19 protein-coding genes are annotated in these 17,571 nt (G+C 34.9%); 4 read left to right on the forward strand and 15 right to left on the reverse strand.

The window, feature by feature from the left end; genetic code table 11:
- Window positions 1-13 precede the first annotated feature (13 nt).
- The gene (locus tag BMW29_RS09195) at window positions 14-2,599 is read right to left on the reverse strand and encodes a hypothetical protein (protein WP_092652661.1); all 2,586 of its coding nucleotides are present in this window, start codon (window positions 2,597-2,599) and stop codon (window positions 14-16) included.
- Between the two features lie 361 nt (window positions 2,600-2,960).
- Between BMW29_RS09195 and BMW29_RS09200 the strand changes: the two genes are divergently transcribed.
- Window positions 2,961-3,611, forward strand: a complete 651-nt coding sequence (locus BMW29_RS09200; RefSeq protein ID WP_092652663.1) for a TetR/AcrR family transcriptional regulator — start codon at window positions 2,961-2,963, stop codon at window positions 3,609-3,611.
- Window positions 3,612-3,646: 35 nt separating this feature from the next.
- Here BMW29_RS09200 and BMW29_RS09205 read toward each other — a convergent pair whose 3' ends face one another.
- Both BMW29_RS09205 and BMW29_RS09210 read right to left on the reverse strand, forming a co-directional pair.
- The gene (locus tag BMW29_RS09205) at window positions 3,647-4,006 is read right to left on the reverse strand and encodes a hypothetical protein (protein WP_092652665.1); all 360 of its coding nucleotides are present in this window, start codon (window positions 4,004-4,006) and stop codon (window positions 3,647-3,649) included.
- A gap of 359 nt (window positions 4,007-4,365) precedes the next feature.
- Window positions 4,366-5,943, reverse strand: coding sequence for a peptide chain release factor 3 (locus BMW29_RS09210; protein WP_092652667.1), 1,578 nt, complete (start codon window positions 5,941-5,943; stop codon window positions 4,366-4,368).
- A 423-nt stretch (window positions 5,944-6,366) separates the two neighbouring features.
- On the opposite strand from BMW29_RS09210, the gene BMW29_RS09215 reads away from it, so the two are divergent.
- Window positions 6,367-6,567 carry a cold-shock protein gene (locus tag BMW29_RS09215; protein ID WP_092652669.1) on the forward strand — a complete coding sequence of 67 codons (201 nt, stop codon included), beginning with the start codon at window positions 6,367-6,369 and terminating at the stop codon, window positions 6,565-6,567.
- Window positions 6,568-6,661: 94 nt separating this feature from the next.
- On the opposite strand, the gene BMW29_RS09220 is transcribed toward BMW29_RS09215, so the two are convergent.
- The 7 genes from BMW29_RS09220 to BMW29_RS09250 all read right to left on the reverse strand — a co-directional run bounded on the left by BMW29_RS09220 (window position 6,662) and on the right by BMW29_RS09250 (window position 12,095).
- Window positions 6,662-6,943, reverse strand: a complete 282-nt coding sequence (locus BMW29_RS09220; protein WP_245706262.1) for a DUF5713 family protein — start codon at window positions 6,941-6,943, stop codon at window positions 6,662-6,664.
- Between the two features lie 110 nt (window positions 6,944-7,053).
- Window positions 7,054-7,305, reverse strand: a complete 252-nt coding sequence (locus tag BMW29_RS09225; protein WP_092652671.1) for a hypothetical protein — start codon at window positions 7,303-7,305, stop codon at window positions 7,054-7,056.
- 54 nt (window positions 7,306-7,359) lie between these two features.
- On the reverse strand, window positions 7,360-7,584 hold the full coding sequence (locus tag BMW29_RS09230; protein WP_092652673.1) for a hypothetical protein: 225 nt from the start codon (window positions 7,582-7,584) through the stop codon (window positions 7,360-7,362).
- Between the two features lie 14 nt (window positions 7,585-7,598).
- Window positions 7,599-8,198, reverse strand: coding sequence for a TetR/AcrR family transcriptional regulator (locus BMW29_RS09235; RefSeq protein WP_092652675.1), 600 nt, complete (start codon window positions 8,196-8,198; stop codon window positions 7,599-7,601).
- Between the two features lie 168 nt (window positions 8,199-8,366).
- A complete protein-coding gene (locus BMW29_RS09240; protein WP_092652677.1) occupies window positions 8,367-9,722 on the reverse strand; it encodes an FAD-dependent oxidoreductase in 1,356 nt (451 codons plus the stop codon).
- A gap of 205 nt (window positions 9,723-9,927) precedes the next feature.
- The gene (locus BMW29_RS09245; RefSeq protein ID WP_092652679.1) at window positions 9,928-11,043 is read right to left on the reverse strand and encodes an AI-2E family transporter; all 1,116 of its coding nucleotides are present in this window, start codon (window positions 11,041-11,043) and stop codon (window positions 9,928-9,930) included.
- Window positions 11,044-11,060: 17 nt separating this feature from the next.
- Window positions 11,061-12,095: a M42 family metallopeptidase gene (locus BMW29_RS09250; RefSeq protein ID WP_092652681.1), complete on the reverse strand. Its 1,035-nt coding sequence runs from the start codon at window positions 12,093-12,095 to the stop codon at window positions 11,061-11,063.
- A 156-nt stretch (window positions 12,096-12,251) separates the two neighbouring features.
- On the opposite strand from BMW29_RS09250, the gene BMW29_RS09255 reads away from it, so the two are divergent.
- Window positions 12,252-12,521, forward strand: coding sequence for a hypothetical protein (locus BMW29_RS09255; protein WP_092652683.1), 270 nt, complete (start codon window positions 12,252-12,254; stop codon window positions 12,519-12,521).
- A 26-nt stretch (window positions 12,522-12,547) separates the two neighbouring features.
- On the opposite strand, the gene ilvE is transcribed toward BMW29_RS09255, so the two are convergent.
- A complete protein-coding gene (gene ilvE / locus BMW29_RS09260) occupies window positions 12,548-13,426 on the reverse strand; it encodes a branched-chain-amino-acid transaminase (RefSeq protein WP_092652685.1) in 879 nt (292 codons plus the stop codon).
- A 115-nt stretch (window positions 13,427-13,541) separates the two neighbouring features.
- Here ilvE and BMW29_RS09265 point away from each other — a divergent pair, with 115 nt between their 5' ends.
- The gene (locus tag BMW29_RS09265; protein ID WP_092652687.1) at window positions 13,542-13,979 is read left to right on the forward strand and encodes a GNAT family N-acetyltransferase; all 438 of its coding nucleotides are present in this window, start codon (window positions 13,542-13,544) and stop codon (window positions 13,977-13,979) included.
- Here the strand turns inward: BMW29_RS09265 and BMW29_RS09270 are convergent, their stop codons facing one another.
- The 4 genes from BMW29_RS09270 to mgtE form a co-directional block, all read right to left on the reverse strand.
- Window positions 13,980-14,768: an SDR family oxidoreductase gene (locus BMW29_RS09270; RefSeq protein ID WP_092652689.1), complete on the reverse strand. Its 789-nt coding sequence runs from the start codon at window positions 14,766-14,768 to the stop codon at window positions 13,980-13,982.
- 92 nt (window positions 14,769-14,860) lie between these two features.
- Window positions 14,861-15,100: a hypothetical protein gene (locus BMW29_RS09275; protein WP_092652691.1), complete on the reverse strand. Its 240-nt coding sequence runs from the start codon at window positions 15,098-15,100 to the stop codon at window positions 14,861-14,863.
- Between the two features lie 2 nt (window positions 15,101-15,102).
- Window positions 15,103-16,122: a ComEC/Rec2 family competence protein gene (locus BMW29_RS09280; RefSeq protein WP_245706263.1), complete on the reverse strand. Its 1,020-nt coding sequence runs from the start codon at window positions 16,120-16,122 to the stop codon at window positions 15,103-15,105.
- A gap of 80 nt (window positions 16,123-16,202) precedes the next feature.
- A complete protein-coding gene (gene mgtE, locus BMW29_RS09285; RefSeq protein ID WP_092652695.1) occupies window positions 16,203-17,567 on the reverse strand; it encodes a magnesium transporter in 1,365 nt (454 codons plus the stop codon).
- Window positions 17,568-17,571: the final 4 nt, after the last annotated feature.

Consider the following 17,571-nt stretch of genomic DNA (forward strand, 5'->3'; position numbering starts at 1 on the left):
TGGCTTTTTGCTATTAAGGAAGACCATTCCAAAGTAAATTGGTTTGATAGTACCAACTATACGATTTAGGAGCATTTGTTGTAGGTTTTAAATAAATACTAACCCAATGTTCTTGATCATTTAAAAAATCAATATCCGGTAATGTACTAATCAATTTTTTCTCATCATGAGCCTCTTCTATTGTACTCGACACAAAACCAACATATTCGTAGTATTCTGGTAAAATAGGTTGAATATGAATCCAAGTTGCCGTCTGATCTTTTACATATTGAAAAGCTGTAAAGGCAACTTCTTTTTCTATGCTTCCAGAATTGCCTGTACCATGATAAGCTGCACTTACTTGACGCTCCGTTAAATTATTTAAATGTTCAACCTTAAAGTAACCTTTGGTAGGAATCACTAATTGTGCTTCCTCATCCAAGATCACTTGCTTCAAATGTAAGGTTAATAAGGGATTATAAATAGTTGCTGTGACTAAATGGTTATGTGACACCCCGTCATACGTAATTTTCAGCTGATAATCCCCCACTTTTGGTACATGATTCAAGCCAGTCTGATTTTCATTGACTAAATCAATTGGGTCTTTTAGATTCAAATGAATTTTTTCTACTGGCAATGCTTGTTCTTCCGGCTTCTTATCAAATGCCCAGACTGAAATATGCGCAATATCAATCACTTCATTTTCCATCACTTTTTTTGCATCTTGAAGTGACATTTTGAAATCAAAGCCATAAATCACCCGATTATTTTCTTTGTCTACTTTTGTTGTTTCATTTGTTAAAAAGAAAGTAATCGTTTTTTGTAGCGTTTTCCCATCATGCTCATAAGAAAAAGTAAATGGATAAGGTTTAATCAAATCTGATGCATCTTCCCACTTCGCCAGCTGCTGATATCTTTCTGTCGCATTTTTGATTGCCTCGATTTGAGCTTTGTCCTCCTCCACTGTAGCAAGAGGTGTTTTAGCATTCGTTTCTTTGTTTATTCCAGCTACTTTCGCTAAAGCTCTCATCCCATCTTTAGTTGAAAATAAGGCCTCTATCTCACTAACATCCACCGCTACATTCTCCGCATAAAGTGCAAATTGTTCATCTTCAACTACAGGATCAAGCGAGCCAAATGCCACATTACTTTGATAACTTAAGTCAACAGTTGTTTGATTGATTTTATTGTAAACCATTAAGCCTTCGTATTTTTGATGAATGCCGCCAAAAATGAATGCTTCATCAGCCTGAACTTGATAACTAACAGTAAAAGCTTCATTTGGGCCAATTTCATCACAATTCAAAGTGAACTGATTGGCTTCTGGAGTCATTGATAAAGCACTATCTTTTATAGGCTTTCCATTTAAAGTGAAAGATTCCGCCACATAAGTTAAATGTTCTGGTAATGAAACAATATACCTCCCCTGATAAAGACCCGTTGATACATCTAATGCAGTTGCTGTTGTCACAATGGTTTTTGTTTCATTTGGTTGTATTTTAAAATCAGCTTGCTGACTTTCTGCTTCTCGTGCTACTAATTGGTATTCAGGCTCTTGAACATCTAGGGAAATACCTGCCATTTGAGCAGTAAATGCATCTCCAAACCAACCAGCATAAAAAACTAAATCCATACGATCTAAGCCTGTAGGAACAAAGTCAGCTTCTTCAAAATCATAATTAAAAATATCAATATTATTGTTTAAGACCTCAGCATTTGGCTTTCTGGTTTTGATATCTTGCCCATTTTTAGTAATACTCCCGTTAAAATAATTACTTGCAGGTCTAATATCATCCGACAAGTTAGTTGCTTTTATTAGCTGATTATTTTTATAGGCCTGAACTTGTAGAATGTCCCCACCCATTGCATTACCACCGCCAACTAGTCCAGTAAATGAACCACTTGCTTTATTAAACTCTTTAATAGGAATCGAGTTTTTATCGCCTAAAGTTACAACACCTTGTGTGTAGATTTTCAAGCCTTCAACTAATGTGGTTCTAATAGGAAAATCAGCATTTTCTTCAATAAAAACAATCCCCCAAGTAGCCAAGTTATCTGCATTAGCCATATCACGTCTATCACTTTCAATATTTTTTCCCCAATAATTTCCTGCTCCCTCATTTTTGATAAATTCTGTTACATCATAAAACGTTTCTTCTTTACCAGTATCAATTTTAAATTTATTGCCTTTTGGTCCCTCTATGTAAGTATTTTTTCTATCAGGCTTAATCCCCGATTCCGTACTTTCAAAAAAGAAAAGATAGGCTTTCTTGACCTTTCCATTTGGAATATAATCCATACCAGTACTATTAATATGCAGTGGATCCAAATCTGTTAAATCTTCTTTTTTATATTCCGTTTTCTTTGAAGGATGATCAAATCCGTAAGTATTAGATCCACCAATTGTTTGAATAGAGTAATGCCCTATATCATTAAATAAAGTAACTTTTTGAGTTCCTGTTGTCGGCAATGTTTTTCTTGGATATTCCGAAGAAAAATAAATTTGTGGTAATTCATTTTTTTCTGTTTCAGCCTGGACAATGCTTGATTTTTGACATGTTAAGATAACTAAAAAAAAGAATATAAAAATGGTAAGTTTTAGCAATGGTTTTTTTCTCATATTTATCCTCCTCATGGATTTTATTGATTATTTTTTGTACCCATTAATCATTCAGCTCATTGTGTAAGGTATATCTAAAAAAACGGAATATTTTCCTCGATTTGATTGCAACAAACACTCTTTCCAGCGAATCATCCTCTTACTCTTCTTATAGCCATATTTTCTATCCACTAGCAAAACAGACAACTTGCCTGTTTAGGTTCATTCTAACAAACTAAGATTATTTTGTCTATCTTATTTCACTAAAAACGAATGCACTCACCCTCCACTTATTGACAGGTGCCAGCATTCTCAGTAAACTAAAAGCAAGCACTAGATACCAAATTCTATGAGCAGATCACTGAAAGAGAGGCTTCATTAAATGAAAAATACAGATACAACGAGAGAAGCGATTCTTTCAAGTGCCTTATCCTTATTTTTAGAAAAAGGATACACTGAAACTTCTACAAATGACATTCGCATTAAAGCAGGAAACTTATCTAGAGGTGGTTTATACCATCATTTCCCCAAAAAAATTGATATTTTACGAGCTATTCCTGAATATCTAGCCCGACAAGATACTTCTTATCAAGAAATTATGAGCACACCCAATCTCTCAATTCTAGAGAAACTTCGTTTAGTCTTCATTCATGAATGTCAATCATTAGAATTATCAAAAGATGGACGATCTATTTTCCAGTTACTTTCAGATGTTTCTTTTGCGGATGTCCACTTAAGATATAACGAAAACTATCTTATTCCCCTTTATGAAAGCATGATTATAGAGGGAAACAAGGATGGCTCTGTCCATGTGAAAAATGCTAGAGCAACCGCTGAAATCATTGCATTGCTCTTAAATCAATGGTGTATCCCTTCAACTTTCAAAAATGATCAACAGGATATTAATGAGCGACTTGACCTCCTCTCAGATATGTTAAATCTATTGGGTGTGCCGTTATTTAATACTGAGCTAAAGCAAGCCTATTGCCAGATGGTTTTATGTATCAAAAAAAATGAGAAAGCCAGTGAATGAAGTCGTTTCATTAACAAAAAAAAGAAAAGCCTTCTTTAAGGTTCCTTTGGGTATGTAATCCATCCCGTACTATTCATATGATTGGGATCTAAATCAGTAGCATCTTCCTTTTTATACTGAACACTTGGAAAATTTTGACTATTACGATAATCATATCCATAGGTATTTGAACCACCAATTGCTTGAATATGATAACGACCAATATCATTAAATAACACCACTTTGTTAGGGTTGGTGCTTGGAATATCTAATCTGGGATATTCTGATGACCAATAAATTGTTGGTAATTCTTTTTCTTTTGGATGCGCATGAATAGCTCTTGTATCTCTGACAATCAATAGTGATAAAAAAAAGAGGAGACATAAGACAATCTTCATCCACCATTTCTTTTTCATTTCCTTCCCTCCAAATCACGCATAAAACAAGTGTTTCTTGCATTTTTTTGAGGATAAAAGAAAAAAACTTCAAAACACTGCCAAAGCAATATTTTAAAGTTTACGTTTTTTTATTATCACATATTTTAAGTACAGAAATTCGCTATTGCAAGAAACACTTGTTACTTGCAAGCTCATCATATATCGTTTAAAATCCTTTGTCAACAATGGTTTTTGACTAGAAAAAAGCGTTTATTATTTCAGCATATTAATTCTTTGAAAAAACAAAAAGATAATTAATTTTATTTTTAAAATTATAATTAGTTCATAACAAAAAAGAAATATCCACCATAGAAATGGTGATATTTCTTTTCTCTATTTTATAACAATGCACTTAGCTCAACATCTGGGTACTTATCACTAAACCAACGCATCGCAAATTGATTCTCAAACAAGAACAATGGCTGATCATGTCGATCACGTACCAATAAATTACGACTTGATGACATGCTTTCATCAAGGTCTTCTGGCTTAATCCAGCGAGCAATCTTATTCCCCATTGGTGTCATGACCACTTCAGCATTGTATTCATTTAACATACGGTGTTGGAAGACTTCAAATTGTAGTTGGCCAACCGCCCCTAAAATATAATCTTCTGTATGGAAGGTTTTATATAGTTGAATCGCCCCTTCTTGTACTAATTGGTTGACCCCTTTATGGAACGATTTTTGTTTCATCACGTTTTTGGCATTAACGCGCATAAACATTTCAGGTGTAAATTGTGGTAATTTTTCATAATCTACATTCATTTTTCCTTGGAAAATCGTATCTCCAATTTGGAAGTTTCCTGTATCATACAGACCAATGATATCTCCTGCTACTGCATGCTCAACTGATTCACGGCTTTCAGCCATAAATTGGGTTGAATTAGATAAACGCATTTTCTTCTTCGTACGAGATAAGGTTACATCGATACCACGTTCAAAAATACCTGAACAGATTCTTACAAAAGCAATACGGTCACGATGAGCTGGGTCCATATTGGCTTGAATTTTGAAAATAAATCCTGAAAACTCTTCTGTATAAGGACTAATTTTTTCGCCATCCTCATCTTTATGTGCAGATGGACTTGGTGCAAACTGTAGATACGTATCTAAGAAGGTTTGCACACCAAAGTTGGTTAAGGCTGATCCAAAGAATACAGGTGTTAATTCTCCGTTAGCAATCCGCTCTTCTGAAAATTCATTTCCGGCTTCAGTTAATAATAAAATATCTTCTAAAGCTTGATCATAGAGTGTCGATTCCTTCAAGACATGCGGGCCTTCAATTTCACCTGCATCATTTAATGGCACATAACGCTCCCCACCATGCTCATCTGGACGATGGACTTCAATTCTTTGATGAAAATTATCATATAAGCCAAGTAAACCTTTTCCCATACCAATTGGCCAGTTCATTGGATAAGAATCAATTTCTAAAACCTCTTCTAATTCAGCCAATAAGTCTAAGGGTTCTTTTCCATCACGATCTAATTTATTAATAAAAGTGAAAATTGGTATACCACGCATCCGACAAACTTTAAAGAGTTTTTTTGTTTGTGGTTCAATCCCTTTGGCACTATCAATGACCATGACAGCACTATCAACCGCCATCAAGGTACGATAAGTATCCTCAGAGAAATCCTCATGTCCTGGTGTATCTAAAATATTGACACGTTTATCAGCATAATCAAATTGCATCACTGAACTGGTCACAGAAATCCCACGTTGTTTTTCAATTTCCATCCAGTCAGATTTAGCAAATTTACCCGTTTTCTTTCCTTTAACAGTTCCTGCTTGGCGGATTGCACCACCAAATAGAAGTAATTGTTCCGTAATCGTCGTTTTCCCCGCATCTGGATGGGAAATAATCGCGAAAGTCTTACGTGAAGCTACTTCCTGTTTTAATTGTTCATTCATCCTATATACCTCATTTATCTATTTAATTTTATCTCATGTTAAAAATTAGTTTTTTTCTCATTTAGTGATAACTCTCTCATTCGCTACATGATTAAATACCTCGCTTATTTTTTTACTTCTTCGCTTTTTTCAATAAAACAGTTGCTTTATTTTCTTTCCAACTGTCTTTTCAACTTATTTATTATACCATTTTTTGACCAAAAAACATGCTTAATATCAATAAAAACAAATAAAATTTGCCAAAAATAAAGTTTTTATGTCTTTTTAGCAGTTTATGCTTGATACATTGTCAAAATGGTGGTATACTTTGATTAAATTATTATGTGTGTGAGAGAACTGATTAGTGAATAACTTTCCAATTCGTGTCATGATACAGGATAATGGTTTAATATATGTGCTGTAAGCACGAGGAGGATTTTCAATATGGAACAAGGTACAGTAAAATGGTTTAACTCAGAAAAAGGTTTTGGATTTATCGAACGCGAAAACGGGGATGATGTATTCGTACATTTCTCAGCTATCCAAGTTGATGGTTTCAAAACATTAGAAGAAGGTCAAGCAGTTACTTTTGACGTAGAAGACGGTCAACGTGGCCCACAAGCTACTAACGTACAAGTTGCTTAATTAAAACTTTTAGAAGAAGGCTTTTAGCCTTCTTTTTTTTGTGCAGTTTAATAAAAAGAGTGAACTTGATTGAATCAAGTTCACTCTTTTTATTTTACCAATCCCGTTCTCTAATTGCTTCTTCAATATCAATATCAATTTGATAAGCTTCTAAAATTTGATGAACTGTTGTACCGATTGAATCTCTAGCAACAGTTTCTATTTCACTGTCATTTTCACCAAACTCTTCTTGTAAATCATTAATAGCAATCACAACTTTATCCAATTTACTTTGAATTTCCTCATTAGAATGATTGTCTTCTTCTAAATATGTAACCAAACTTGCTAGCAAATCTTTGATTTTGTCCACTAAAAAATTTGGAAAAAAAAGCATCATGATACATGTCTTCTAAATAGTTTATTTCTTTTGCCATTTTGTTACCTCCTAAAAAAAGGATACTACAGGTGCAAAAAAACAACAATACGGATACTATACATTAAAATAGTCTATTTTTCTTCTTTCTTAAAAAAATCTCCAACTATCAAACTACCAAGCAAACCTACACCGCCAGCTACTATCGTCCATTTATAAGGTGTTAAAATTCCAAAAGCAATCAAGCCTGTACTGACTACACCATTGGTAACTTGACTGACTTTAATTGCTCTTTTATTTGGTTTTGGTAACGTGATATTAACACCTGTAGCCTTACCTATCACTTCGTTCATCATTTCAATTTTCTCATGTGTTTTATCAATCATCTTTCATTCCTCCATTCACTTATTTACTGGCTTTAAATTGCACTTGATTAATGTTTAAAGAACATTATTAATTACTATCCAATTAGAAATCGCACTTAGAAAAAATAATCCTGAGACAATCAGACTCGCCCATCCCCATTTTTTTAACGCTGGCTTTTTCGTTAAAATATGAAAACCAATGACCAGCAAGATAATGCCTGATCCGATATTTAATGGAATTGAAATCGAAGAAGTAGCTTTCAAAAAATCGATGATATTTGGAAAAATCGTTTCATTCATTGTGCCCACTTCCTTTATTTTATTGATTCTGTAAATAATTGATCAACTACGCTGTTAAGTAAAAAGCTAAAAATATCAAGCTTGCTATTATTGGGCTGCTCACTTGCAGTGACTGTATATAGTAGTGTACTGACTACCGCATAGGCTTGTTCTTTTTCTACCTTAAAGGATAGTTCCGCAAGTGCAACTGTTTCATAGAAGAATGCCACACCATTAAATTTCAATTTTTCAATCCATTCTTTAGATAAGCGATTAACAAAGGCTTGAAAATCGGCTGAACCTAAATCATATAAAAATGGGAATTTCTCGTACTCTGAAAAGTGCCACTTCATTGCTTTAATAAAGCCTATTTTACCTTTCTCTTCAGCGATAATTTCGCGAATAGAAGCAATTAAACTACTTTGAACTAAAGCCAATGTTTCACAAAATAATTCTTCTTTTGATGAATAAAGTAAGTAAAATGTGCCAATTGAAATCCCAATTTTAGCTGTTAATTCACGAACATTTGTTTTTTTATAACCATATAATGCCCAATGACTTTGGCACTCCAGACACAGCTTTTTACGTAACTCTTTTCTTTCTTCATCCGAAAATCCTTTTGTTCCTTTTGCCAATTCGATACCTCCTAACTCTATTGTGAACATTTAAACGTTTATGTTCATATTGTTATTTTAGTTTTTATTTGACCATTTGTCAATACCTCATGCTTCATAAATGATTAACGAACTTCTAGCGTACAAAAAAGGTATTGAAATCATGAGATTTCAATACCTTTTGTCTGATTATTTATTTAGTTCAGCCTCTTGATCTAAAGCAGCTTGTGCTAGAATATTCAAGTAGTTCCAAGGACGATCAAAGTGTGGTTGGAAGAAGAAATCAACAACAGCCAAGTCTTCAATAGTCATTTTATTTTGAATCGCAAGTGATAGTGTATTTGCTGATTGCGTAATATCATATTTTGAAATAAGCTGTCCACCAACAATACGGCCAGTTCCTACTTCATAAACTAATTTCATTAAAACTTTTTCAGTTGTTGGCATAAATTCTGGGCGATAGTTATCTTCAACAATCACTGAACGTACTTCTAAGCCAAACATTGGAGCACTATGAACTGTTACACCTGTTGAGCCAATATTGTAACCAAATAGGTACAAGCCTGATGTTCCTTGTGTCCCACGGTATTTCATTTTATTTTCAACTAGGTTGTGTCCTACCAACATGCCTTGACGAACCGCATTTGTTGCCAATGGAATATAGGCAGAGCCACCATTTGGGTTATAATGAACAGCTGTACTATCTCCAGCTGAGAAAATTGCGGGGTCGCTTGTACGTAAATATTCATCCGTCACAATTGCGCCAGTTGGTAACATCTCTACTTTACCTTTTAAAAGCTCCGTATTTGGTCTAAAGCCAACACACATAATCACCATATCTGCTTCATAATCACCTTCTGGCGTATGAACAGAAACAACCTTACCATCTGCATTTCCTTTAAAGGCTGTTACACTTTGATTTAAAGCTAATTTAATGCCACGATTTTGTAAATCTGCTTCTAAAACATCTGTAAATTCATGGTCTAAGTATTTATTCAAGATGCGGTCTAATCCATCAATTAGCGTAACGTCTTTTCCTGATTCTGCGAACGCTTCAACAAGCTCAATCCCAATATATCCGCCACCAACAATCACAACTTTTTGTGCATCTTTGGCTTTTGCAATAATTTCATTGGCTTGATTGTAGTTTTTACATAATAAAATATTTTCTAATTGAATACCTTCAATTGGTGGAATAATTGGCCATGAACCAGTTGTCATCACTAATTTATCATAATCAGCTTCTACCGCTGCACCTGTTTTTATATCTGTTGCAAAAACTTTCTTAGCTTTGGTATCAATCTCAGTAACATCATGCTCCATTTTAACTGTTGCGCCTAAACTTGCTAGCTCTTCAGGGTTTGAATAAAATAAACCTGCTGGATCCTTCACCACACCGCCTACGTATAAAGCAATGCCACATGATAAAAATGACACATTATCATTTCGTTCAAAGACTGTTACCTCTGCCTCTGGATGAAGCTTTAAAATATTCTTGATTGCTGCCGTTCCTGCATGTGTACATCCTACTACTACTACCTTCATAAAATCCTCCTCTTTTCTTTTGTGAAATGTTAAGCATATGATAACAGATTGAACCTAGTCAATCGAGGGTTGCATTTGTATTCATTATCACAAGGTAATTTTAACAAATTTCTTCTAATAGTTAAAAGAATATGCTTATGAATGCAAAACTATTTTTCTTCATAAAAAAAACTAACCACCCTTTTTGAGTGGTTAGTTTTTGATTTTACGCAGTTTCTTCCTTGTTTTTTTCATGTTTTCTTTTAAGTTTATATAAATCATAAACATAATTGACGACTGTTTTTGATACGGCATAGAATGGTACGCCTAAAATCATTCCCATAATTCCCGCAATATTACCAGCCACTAATAGAATAATAATAATCGTTAAAGGATGTAGGTTCAATGACTTTCCAATGACATTTGGCGAGATAAAGTTGCCATCAATTTGTTGAATAATCAATACCACAACACCCACTAAAACAGCTTTAAATGGTGAATCAATCACCGCTACAATTAAAGCTGGTGCGACACCAAACCATGGACCAACATAAGGAATAATATTGGTTAAGCCAGCAATAAAACCTAAAAGTAAAGCATAAGGCATGCCAATAATTAAATAACCAATAAAGGTACAAATCCCAACGAATAAACAAACCAATGCTTGTCCACTAATATAAGAAGAAATGGTGTCTCCCATTTTCCCCATTAAAACAATACCTTCTTTACGATAAGATTCGGGAATAAAACGGGTTGTAGCTGCTGCAAACTTATCTCCATCTTTAAACATATAGAATAAAATCAACGGAACGGTTAAGACAACAATCGTAATATTGGTAACTGCTCCAATAATTGAGCCTACACTATTCGTGACACTACCAATCACAGAGCTCACAATTTTTTCAACTGAAAAATTAGAGGTATTAATTTTATCTGTTAAATTCAACTCTTGAATGGATGGTTTTGAAAGAAAATCATTGACTAGTTCCTGACCTTGTTTTAATAGCTTAGGCATATTAGATGCTAAATCACCAATTTGAGAAAGCAAATTAGGAATGACGGTTAGCATTAATAAAATAATTAAAGCTAACATTAAAACAAAGATGATTAAAACTGCTAGTGTGCGTTTAACTTTAAATTTTTCTAAAAAAAGGACTAAAGGATTGAGCATATAATATAAAAATCCTGCAATCACTACTGGTATAAATAAGGTACTAATAAAGGTACCAATTGGTGAAAAGATAAAATCAATTTTGGTACAGACAAATAATAATAGCGCCATGGCTAAAAGCTGTACCGTCCAAAAAAAGAGCTTGGATGTCTTAAAATTATTTTTGTTCATCTAATATATTCCCCCGTTTACTGACTCATTTCACTCATTAAATAAGCATGAATCAACTGTTTTGTTGCTAAAATGGACTCTTGATGTGTGCGTTCATATGCATGACTTGCTTCAATTCCTGCACCGATTAAACCATGCTTCACATCAGCTCCAGCACGCATAGCTGCTGAGGCATCACTGCCATAGTAAGGATAAATATCTAATTGATAAGGAATTTGATACTGTTCAGCTAATGCGGTTAAGTGCTTGCGTAGTCCATAATGATAAGGTCCACTGCCGTCTTTCACACAAATTGACGCGGTATATTCATCTGATTGCTGATCATCTCCAATGGCCCCCATGTCAACTGCTAAATATTCAACAACCTTATCAGAAATATTTGAGTTGCCACCATAACCAATTTCTTCATTATTAGAAATCAAGAAATGGGTTGTATAAGGTAAGGTTTCATTACTTTCCTTTAAGTCTTTTAACGCTTCTAGTAAAAGTGCAACGCTGACTTTATCATCTAAGTGTCTGGATTTAATAAAGCCACTTTGCGTGATTTCTGTGCGTGGATCAAAGGTCACAAAATCTCCCACTCGAATCCCTAAAGCTGCTGTTTCTGCTGCTGTTCGAACCTTTTCGTCAATTCGAACTTCCATATTGTCTTGATTTCTTGGTGCCGTTCCAGCATCCTTATAAACATGGACACTTGTTTGATGCATTAAAATGGTTCCTGAATAGGTCTGACCATTTGTTGTTTCAATGGTACAATATTCTCCTTCAATCGCATTATAACGAAAACCACCAACTAAATCTAATTTTAAGCGTCCGTCTGGTTTAATTGCACGAACCATTGCGCCTAGAGTATCCACATGGGCTGTCACAAAACGCTGTTCACTTGTTTCAAGCCCTTTAACAGTAATCATTAAACCACCTTTATGATTGCGCTTATAGGTATAACCTAACTGATCTAAATAATTTTCAATAAAACGAATAATCCGATTTGTATGACCAGATGGAGAAGGAATTGTGGTTAATTGCTCAATTAATTTCATTGTCTCATTCATTTTCATAGACACTCCTATCTCATTTTTCCTATTTCTTAGTATACATGAATTTCATCAAAAAAGTGCAACCTTTTAATTTTTCATCAGATTTTCTTAAGTAAAAATTAGTTTTCTGGTGCTAAAGTAAAGACAACATAATTAAGAAGGAGCATTTTTATGACCAAGAAAAAAATTCATACTAGCCTTATCCTTACTTTTTCTCTGCTATTATTAGGCTGGGTATATGTGCTTCAACCATTCTCACACTTTATGACCAGCCTCACTAAGATAAGCAAACAAACACAGCATATGACCCTTTCAAAGCTTTTAATCACAAGTTTCTTGATTGTTTTAATCACAACTATCAGCTGTCTGATTGCTAAAAAAATTGCCTATCGTTCTAAAAGCCCTACACATCAAAAAAATCCTTTATCAGAAACAAAATAAGCTTGCTCTGTAAAGGATTCCCCCTCTTAAAGGGTATATTTTGTACCTATTGCTCGGGCATATTTTCTAAAAGCAGGTAATAAGGCCTGCATCACTTCCCCTGGCTGACCATTGCCAATTTTCCGTCCATCTGCATCAACTACAGATAAGACTTCTGCTGCTGTTCCTGTAATAAAGACTTCATCAGCAGTATACACTTCATGGCGTGTCAAAATTTCTTCTATGACTGGATAGCCTAATTCTTTGGCTACTTCAATAATACTTCTTCGTGTAATCCCATTTAATGCCCCACTATTAACTGTCGGCGTTTTAATCACACCGTCTTTCACAATAAAAATATTATCAGCAGAACATTCCACAACAAAGCCTTGACTATTCAGCATAAGCGCTTCAGTTGCACCAGCTTGTTTAGCCTCCATAATCGCTAAAATATTATTTAAATAATTCAGTGACTTCACTTGAGGACTTAATGCATCAGGATTATTACGTCTTGTTCCAGCTGTCACAATTTTAGCGCCCTTTTCATAATCTTCCTCAGAATAATATTGCAGCGGCTCACAAATAATCACAACACCTGGTTCTGGAATACCAAATGGACTAACAGATAAAGAGCCTACCCCCCGACTAATAATCACACGAATATAAGCGCTCAACATGTGATTTTTAACCAATGTTTCAATAACTAAAGCAGACAATGCTTCTTTAGAAAATGGCATCTCAAGTAAGAGAGAATCTGCTGATTCAAATAAACGGTCAATATGCTCTTTTAGCTTAAAGACATTCCCATCATAAGCACGAATCCCTTCAAATACACCATCTCCATATAAAAAACCATGATCATAAACCGATACTTTCGCTTGCTCCTTTTCAACAAATGCACCATTAACATAGATTAATTGAGACATTTTATCCCCTCTTTCTTCTTTTAAATTGAAACACATTTTTACTTAACTTTAAAAAATTTTTGTCTCTCACCAATTTCTGTTATACTAACAAAAACAAAAGATTGGAGTGCAAGATATGGAAATAACTTATCAAATTGTCACAGGAAAATCGGAACAAACTTATCAAGATGCCCTGACAATTAGAAAAAAAGTCTTTATTGAGGAACAACAAATTGATCCTCTGATTGAATTAGATTGCTTAGATACAGAAACCATTCATTTTGTCGGATATTACAAAGAACAACCAGTTGTCACTGCTCGCTTGCTAAAATTAGTAGATCAATTAGGCAAAGTACAACGAGTGGCCGTCCTTCCAGCATTCCGTGAACAAGGACATGCTCGTGATTTAATGAACAAGGTGCAAGAGTATGCTTTTCAGCAAAAATTTATGGGCCTGATACTTGGTTCACAAGCTCACGCCGTTCCTTTTTATGAAAAGTTAGGTTATCAAAAATTTGGTGAGCCCTTCATTGAAGCTGGAATTGCTCACCAAACGATGAAAAAACTTTTTTAATTAAAAGCCAACACTATGGAAGCCGCCATCCACATGAATGGTTTCGCCAGTCACACCACGAGACATCTCACTTAATAAATAAACAGCCGTATCTCCCACTTCTGCAATATTTGTCGCTGTATGAAGTGGTGCACGCTCTTCCATCATTTCGGTAATTTTGCTAAAGCCTCCTACAGCTCTGCCACTTACTGTTCGAATTGGGCCTGCAGAAATCGTATTAATGCGATGGCCTAATTTGCCAATATCTCCTGCAAGATATTTCACACTTGCTTCCAGTGCCGCTTTAGCCACACCCATCACATTATAATTTTCAACAGCACGCTCTCCACCTAAATAGCTTAAGGTAATAAAGCTTGCATGTGCTGCTAAAACGCCGCTTTTTTCTGCTTCTCTCACAACCGCAGTTAAGGAGTAGCTACTAATATCTTGTGCTAATAAATAATCAGCACGTCCCACTTCATAGTAATCACCTTTTAAGTTCTCTTTATTTGAGAAGGCAATACAGTGTGCTACACCTGAAAGCGTGATATTTCGTTCTTTAATAGCAGCAAATAAATCAATAATTGGTTGATCCTGTGAGACATCTGTATCAAAAATCAAGGCCTCCTGATTTTGCTCACCTAGTTGTCCTCTTAGTTTTTCTACCTGTGCAATAGAGCGTTCTCCTGTTGAAGAGAAAATCAATGTTGCACCAAATTTATCTAATGATTGCGCAATCCCCCAAGCAATACTCCAGTTATTGGCAACCCCCATTACTAAATATGTTTGTCCTTTTAAATTAAAACTCATGATAAGCCCCTTTCCAAATACGTAATCTATCCATATTGTACGCTACTTTTTTTGAAAAGGGAAGTTTTTTATTAGTAGCTACTAATATTTTTCTATTTATTCCGATTTAACAAAGCTGCTCGTTTTGCTTTTAAATCATTTAATCTTGCTTCTTTTTCATGAGGCAACAAGGTTAATGTGGTACAATCTGCAGTTTGAGTCAGCTCAAAGACATCTCCAATGACGGCCTGCGTCGGTACTAATTGAACAGAAAAATAAAGCGGAGCCGTCCCATTATCAGGTATCATGCGAACAAGTTGCTCATTTTCTAAAGCTTCATAAACTAATTTCATAATCATTTCTCCTTTTGATTGAAAGTATTGATTAAATTTTCGCCCTTTTCTAATTGCCACGTGTAACTACCATCATTTTTAACAGTTAAAGTGATTGAACCATTTTGATCTGTTCCATATAATTCAGTCACACCCACTTCTTTGATGCGGTTCATAGCTTCGATATGTGGGTGGCCATAAGTATTGTTAACTCCCGCTGAATAAACCGCAATTTTAGGAGCAACTCTTTGTAGAAAAGTTAAAGAATTACTGTCTTTAGAACCATGATGTCCTACTTGAAATAAGGTAGCTTGGAGGGGTAATTGTGTCGTTAATAGTTCTTTTTCTACACGGGTACTAGCATCTCCTGTGAATAAGGCGGAGAATGTGCCAAAATGGAGCATGACACTAATTGAATCATCATTGGTGTTACTTTTAGGAATTTCTGTTGGGTTTAATACCTCTAGTTGGAATTCACCAAAAGTAGCAGTTTCTCCTCTTTTTGGTTCTTTATAAACTGCTTTTGAAGCACTGATGCGATCTAGTAAGCGCTCATAGATCTTGGTTGTACTATCAAAACCATTCATCCAAACCTCTTTCACATCAAAATAGTCCAGCACTAAATCACCATGTCCAATATGATCGGAGTCACCATGGGTAAAAATCAGTAAATCAATTTTGCCACCTGTGCCAATCGCTTCATTTAAATAGCCAATAATTCTTTTTTCACGATCATCATATCTACCAGTATCGATTAAAATTGTGGTACCATCACTGCCTTTAATTAAAGTGGCATCTCCTTGTCCAACATTTAAAAATTGAAAAGTTGCTTCTCCTGTTGCAGGAATAGTTGGTTGACTCATTGGCTGTTCAGTTGCAATTTCTTCCCCTTTTAAATAAGCAAGAAGATGCTCAGGTGTTAAGGATATATTTCTTGCATTCATTTCAAAGATGACACTTAATGTTAAGCTTAGACAAACCAAGAGAATCACTAGCCATAATGGTTTTTTTACTATTTTTTGACGTTTTTTTCTTTTTGCCATCATTCTTCCCCCACACATATGTTCTTATTTTGTTAAAATAATTGAGACAAAACACAATTGGCTCTGTCTCAATCTGCTCACTACATAAAGGAGCTCATAAATAAACTTGCAATATTAAAATAAATTAACACACTGGTTAAATCACTCATTGTTGTAATAAATGGCCCACTGGCTACAGCTGGGTCAAAGCCTAGCTTATCCATTAACATTGGAATTAAGCTTCCTGCTACAGTGGCAACTGTAATCGCAAAAAACATAGCCATCCCAATCACAAACCCTAGCATAAAATTGGTTTTCCAGATGCCCACCACAAACATAATAGTAAAGCCAGTCACAAACCCTGTAACTAGTCCTGTTAGGATTTCACTGATTAGCATATGACCAAAGTTCATTTCATTTTCATCTTTAATGGCAAGACGTCTCACTGCTACCGCCAATGATTGTGTTCCCGCATTACCTGCTGTTCCTGTAATTAAAGAGATAAATACGGCTAGAATGCTTGCTTCACTGAGCAATGTCTCATAGTGACTGATCAATGTGGCTGTACTCATCCCTAAAAATAGTAAGGTAATCAACCATGGCAAGCGCTTTGAAGCAGCTTTAATTGGATTTTCAGTTACCTCTTCAACGTTTACCCCAGCCAATCCAGAATAGTCGCTTGTTGCTTCTTCATCAATGACATCAATAATATCATCTACGGTAATAATCCCTAATAAGTGCTCTTCAAAGTCAATCACGGGTACGGCTAAGAAATTATAATCACGAATGGTTTTGGCAACATTGACTTGATCATCTGCTACATTTACTGAGACAATCCGATCATTCATAATATCTTCAATGAGCATATCATCTTCATGAATAATTAAATCTCTTAACGAAATGACCCCTAATAAATGCTCTTCGCGATCCACTACATAGATATAATAAATGGTTTCAGCCTCTTTTGCGGCTTCTTTTAAAATAATCATCGCTGATTTAACCGTTTGATTGGCAACAATTGACACAAATTCTGTTGTCATAATCGCACCAGCTGTTTCATCTTCATAATGAAGGAGGGCTTTAATTTCATTTGCATTTTCGGCATCCATCATGCTTAAATATCCAGCAACACGACTTTTATCTAATTGGTTCAAAATATCTACTGCATTATCAGCAAACATTGAGCCAAGCATATCAGCAGCATACTTCGAATCCATTTCTTCCAAATAGATTTCAATGGATTCCTGGTCTTCTTCCAATGCTTCAAACATATCGCCTAACTCTTTAGGTGATAGATAATGATACATATTCATTCGCTCTTCTGGTAATAATGCTAAATAAAATTGCCCTTGATCATAAGGATGAAGTTCTAAAAATTCTTCACGAAAAGCCTGTAAATTACTTTCTCGTAAAAAATTAGCTAATGCCTCATGATTTACTTCTACTTCCTGTTGTAATTCAGCCACCTTA

This window comes from Isobaculum melis, from assembly GCF_900111355.1.
GTDB lineage: Bacteria > Bacillota > Bacilli > Lactobacillales > Carnobacteriaceae > Isobaculum > Isobaculum melis.

Excerpts from the sequence above, each read along its gene's own strand:
- BMW29_RS09195 (WP_092652661.1), bottom strand. The coding sequence starts at position 2,599 with ATGAGAAAAAAACCATTGCTAAAACTTACCATTTTTATATTCTTTTTT.
- BMW29_RS09200 (WP_092652663.1), top strand. The coding sequence starts at position 2,961 with ATGAAAAATACAGATACAACGAGAGAAGCGATTCTTTCAAGTGCCTTA.
- BMW29_RS09205 (WP_092652665.1), bottom strand. The coding sequence starts at position 4,006 with ATGAAAAAGAAATGGTGGATGAAGATTGTCTTATGTCTCCTCTTTTTT.
- BMW29_RS09210 (WP_092652667.1), bottom strand. The coding sequence starts at position 5,943 with ATGAATGAACAATTAAAACAGGAAGTAGCTTCACGTAAGACTTTCGCG.
- BMW29_RS09215 (WP_092652669.1), top strand. The coding sequence starts at position 6,367 with ATGGAACAAGGTACAGTAAAATGGTTTAACTCAGAAAAAGGTTTTGGA.
- BMW29_RS09220 (WP_245706262.1), bottom strand. The coding sequence starts at position 6,943 with ATGATGCTTTTTTTTCCAAATTTTTTAGTGGACAAAATCAAAGATTTG.
- BMW29_RS09225 (WP_092652671.1), bottom strand. The coding sequence starts at position 7,305 with ATGATTGATAAAACACATGAGAAAATTGAAATGATGAACGAAGTGATA.
- BMW29_RS09230 (WP_092652673.1), bottom strand. The coding sequence starts at position 7,584 with ATGAATGAAACGATTTTTCCAAATATCATCGATTTTTTGAAAGCTACT.
- BMW29_RS09240 (WP_092652677.1), bottom strand. The coding sequence starts at position 9,722 with ATGAAGGTAGTAGTAGTAGGATGTACACATGCAGGAACGGCAGCAATC.
- BMW29_RS09245 (WP_092652679.1), bottom strand. The coding sequence starts at position 11,043 with ATGAACAAAAATAATTTTAAGACATCCAAGCTCTTTTTTTGGACGGTA.
- BMW29_RS09250 (WP_092652681.1), bottom strand. The coding sequence starts at position 12,095 with ATGAATGAGACAATGAAATTAATTGAGCAATTAACCACAATTCCTTCT.
- BMW29_RS09255 (WP_092652683.1), top strand. The coding sequence starts at position 12,252 with ATGACCAAGAAAAAAATTCATACTAGCCTTATCCTTACTTTTTCTCTG.
- ilvE (WP_092652685.1), bottom strand. The coding sequence starts at position 13,426 with ATGTCTCAATTAATCTATGTTAATGGTGCATTTGTTGAAAAGGAGCAA.
- BMW29_RS09265 (WP_092652687.1), top strand. The coding sequence starts at position 13,542 with ATGGAAATAACTTATCAAATTGTCACAGGAAAATCGGAACAAACTTAT.
- BMW29_RS09270 (WP_092652689.1), bottom strand. The coding sequence starts at position 14,768 with ATGAGTTTTAATTTAAAAGGACAAACATATTTAGTAATGGGGGTTGCC.
- BMW29_RS09275 (WP_092652691.1), bottom strand. The coding sequence starts at position 15,100 with ATGAAATTAGTTTATGAAGCTTTAGAAAATGAGCAACTTGTTCGCATG.
- BMW29_RS09280 (WP_245706263.1), bottom strand. The coding sequence starts at position 16,122 with ATGGCAAAAAGAAAAAAACGTCAAAAAATAGTAAAAAAACCATTATGG.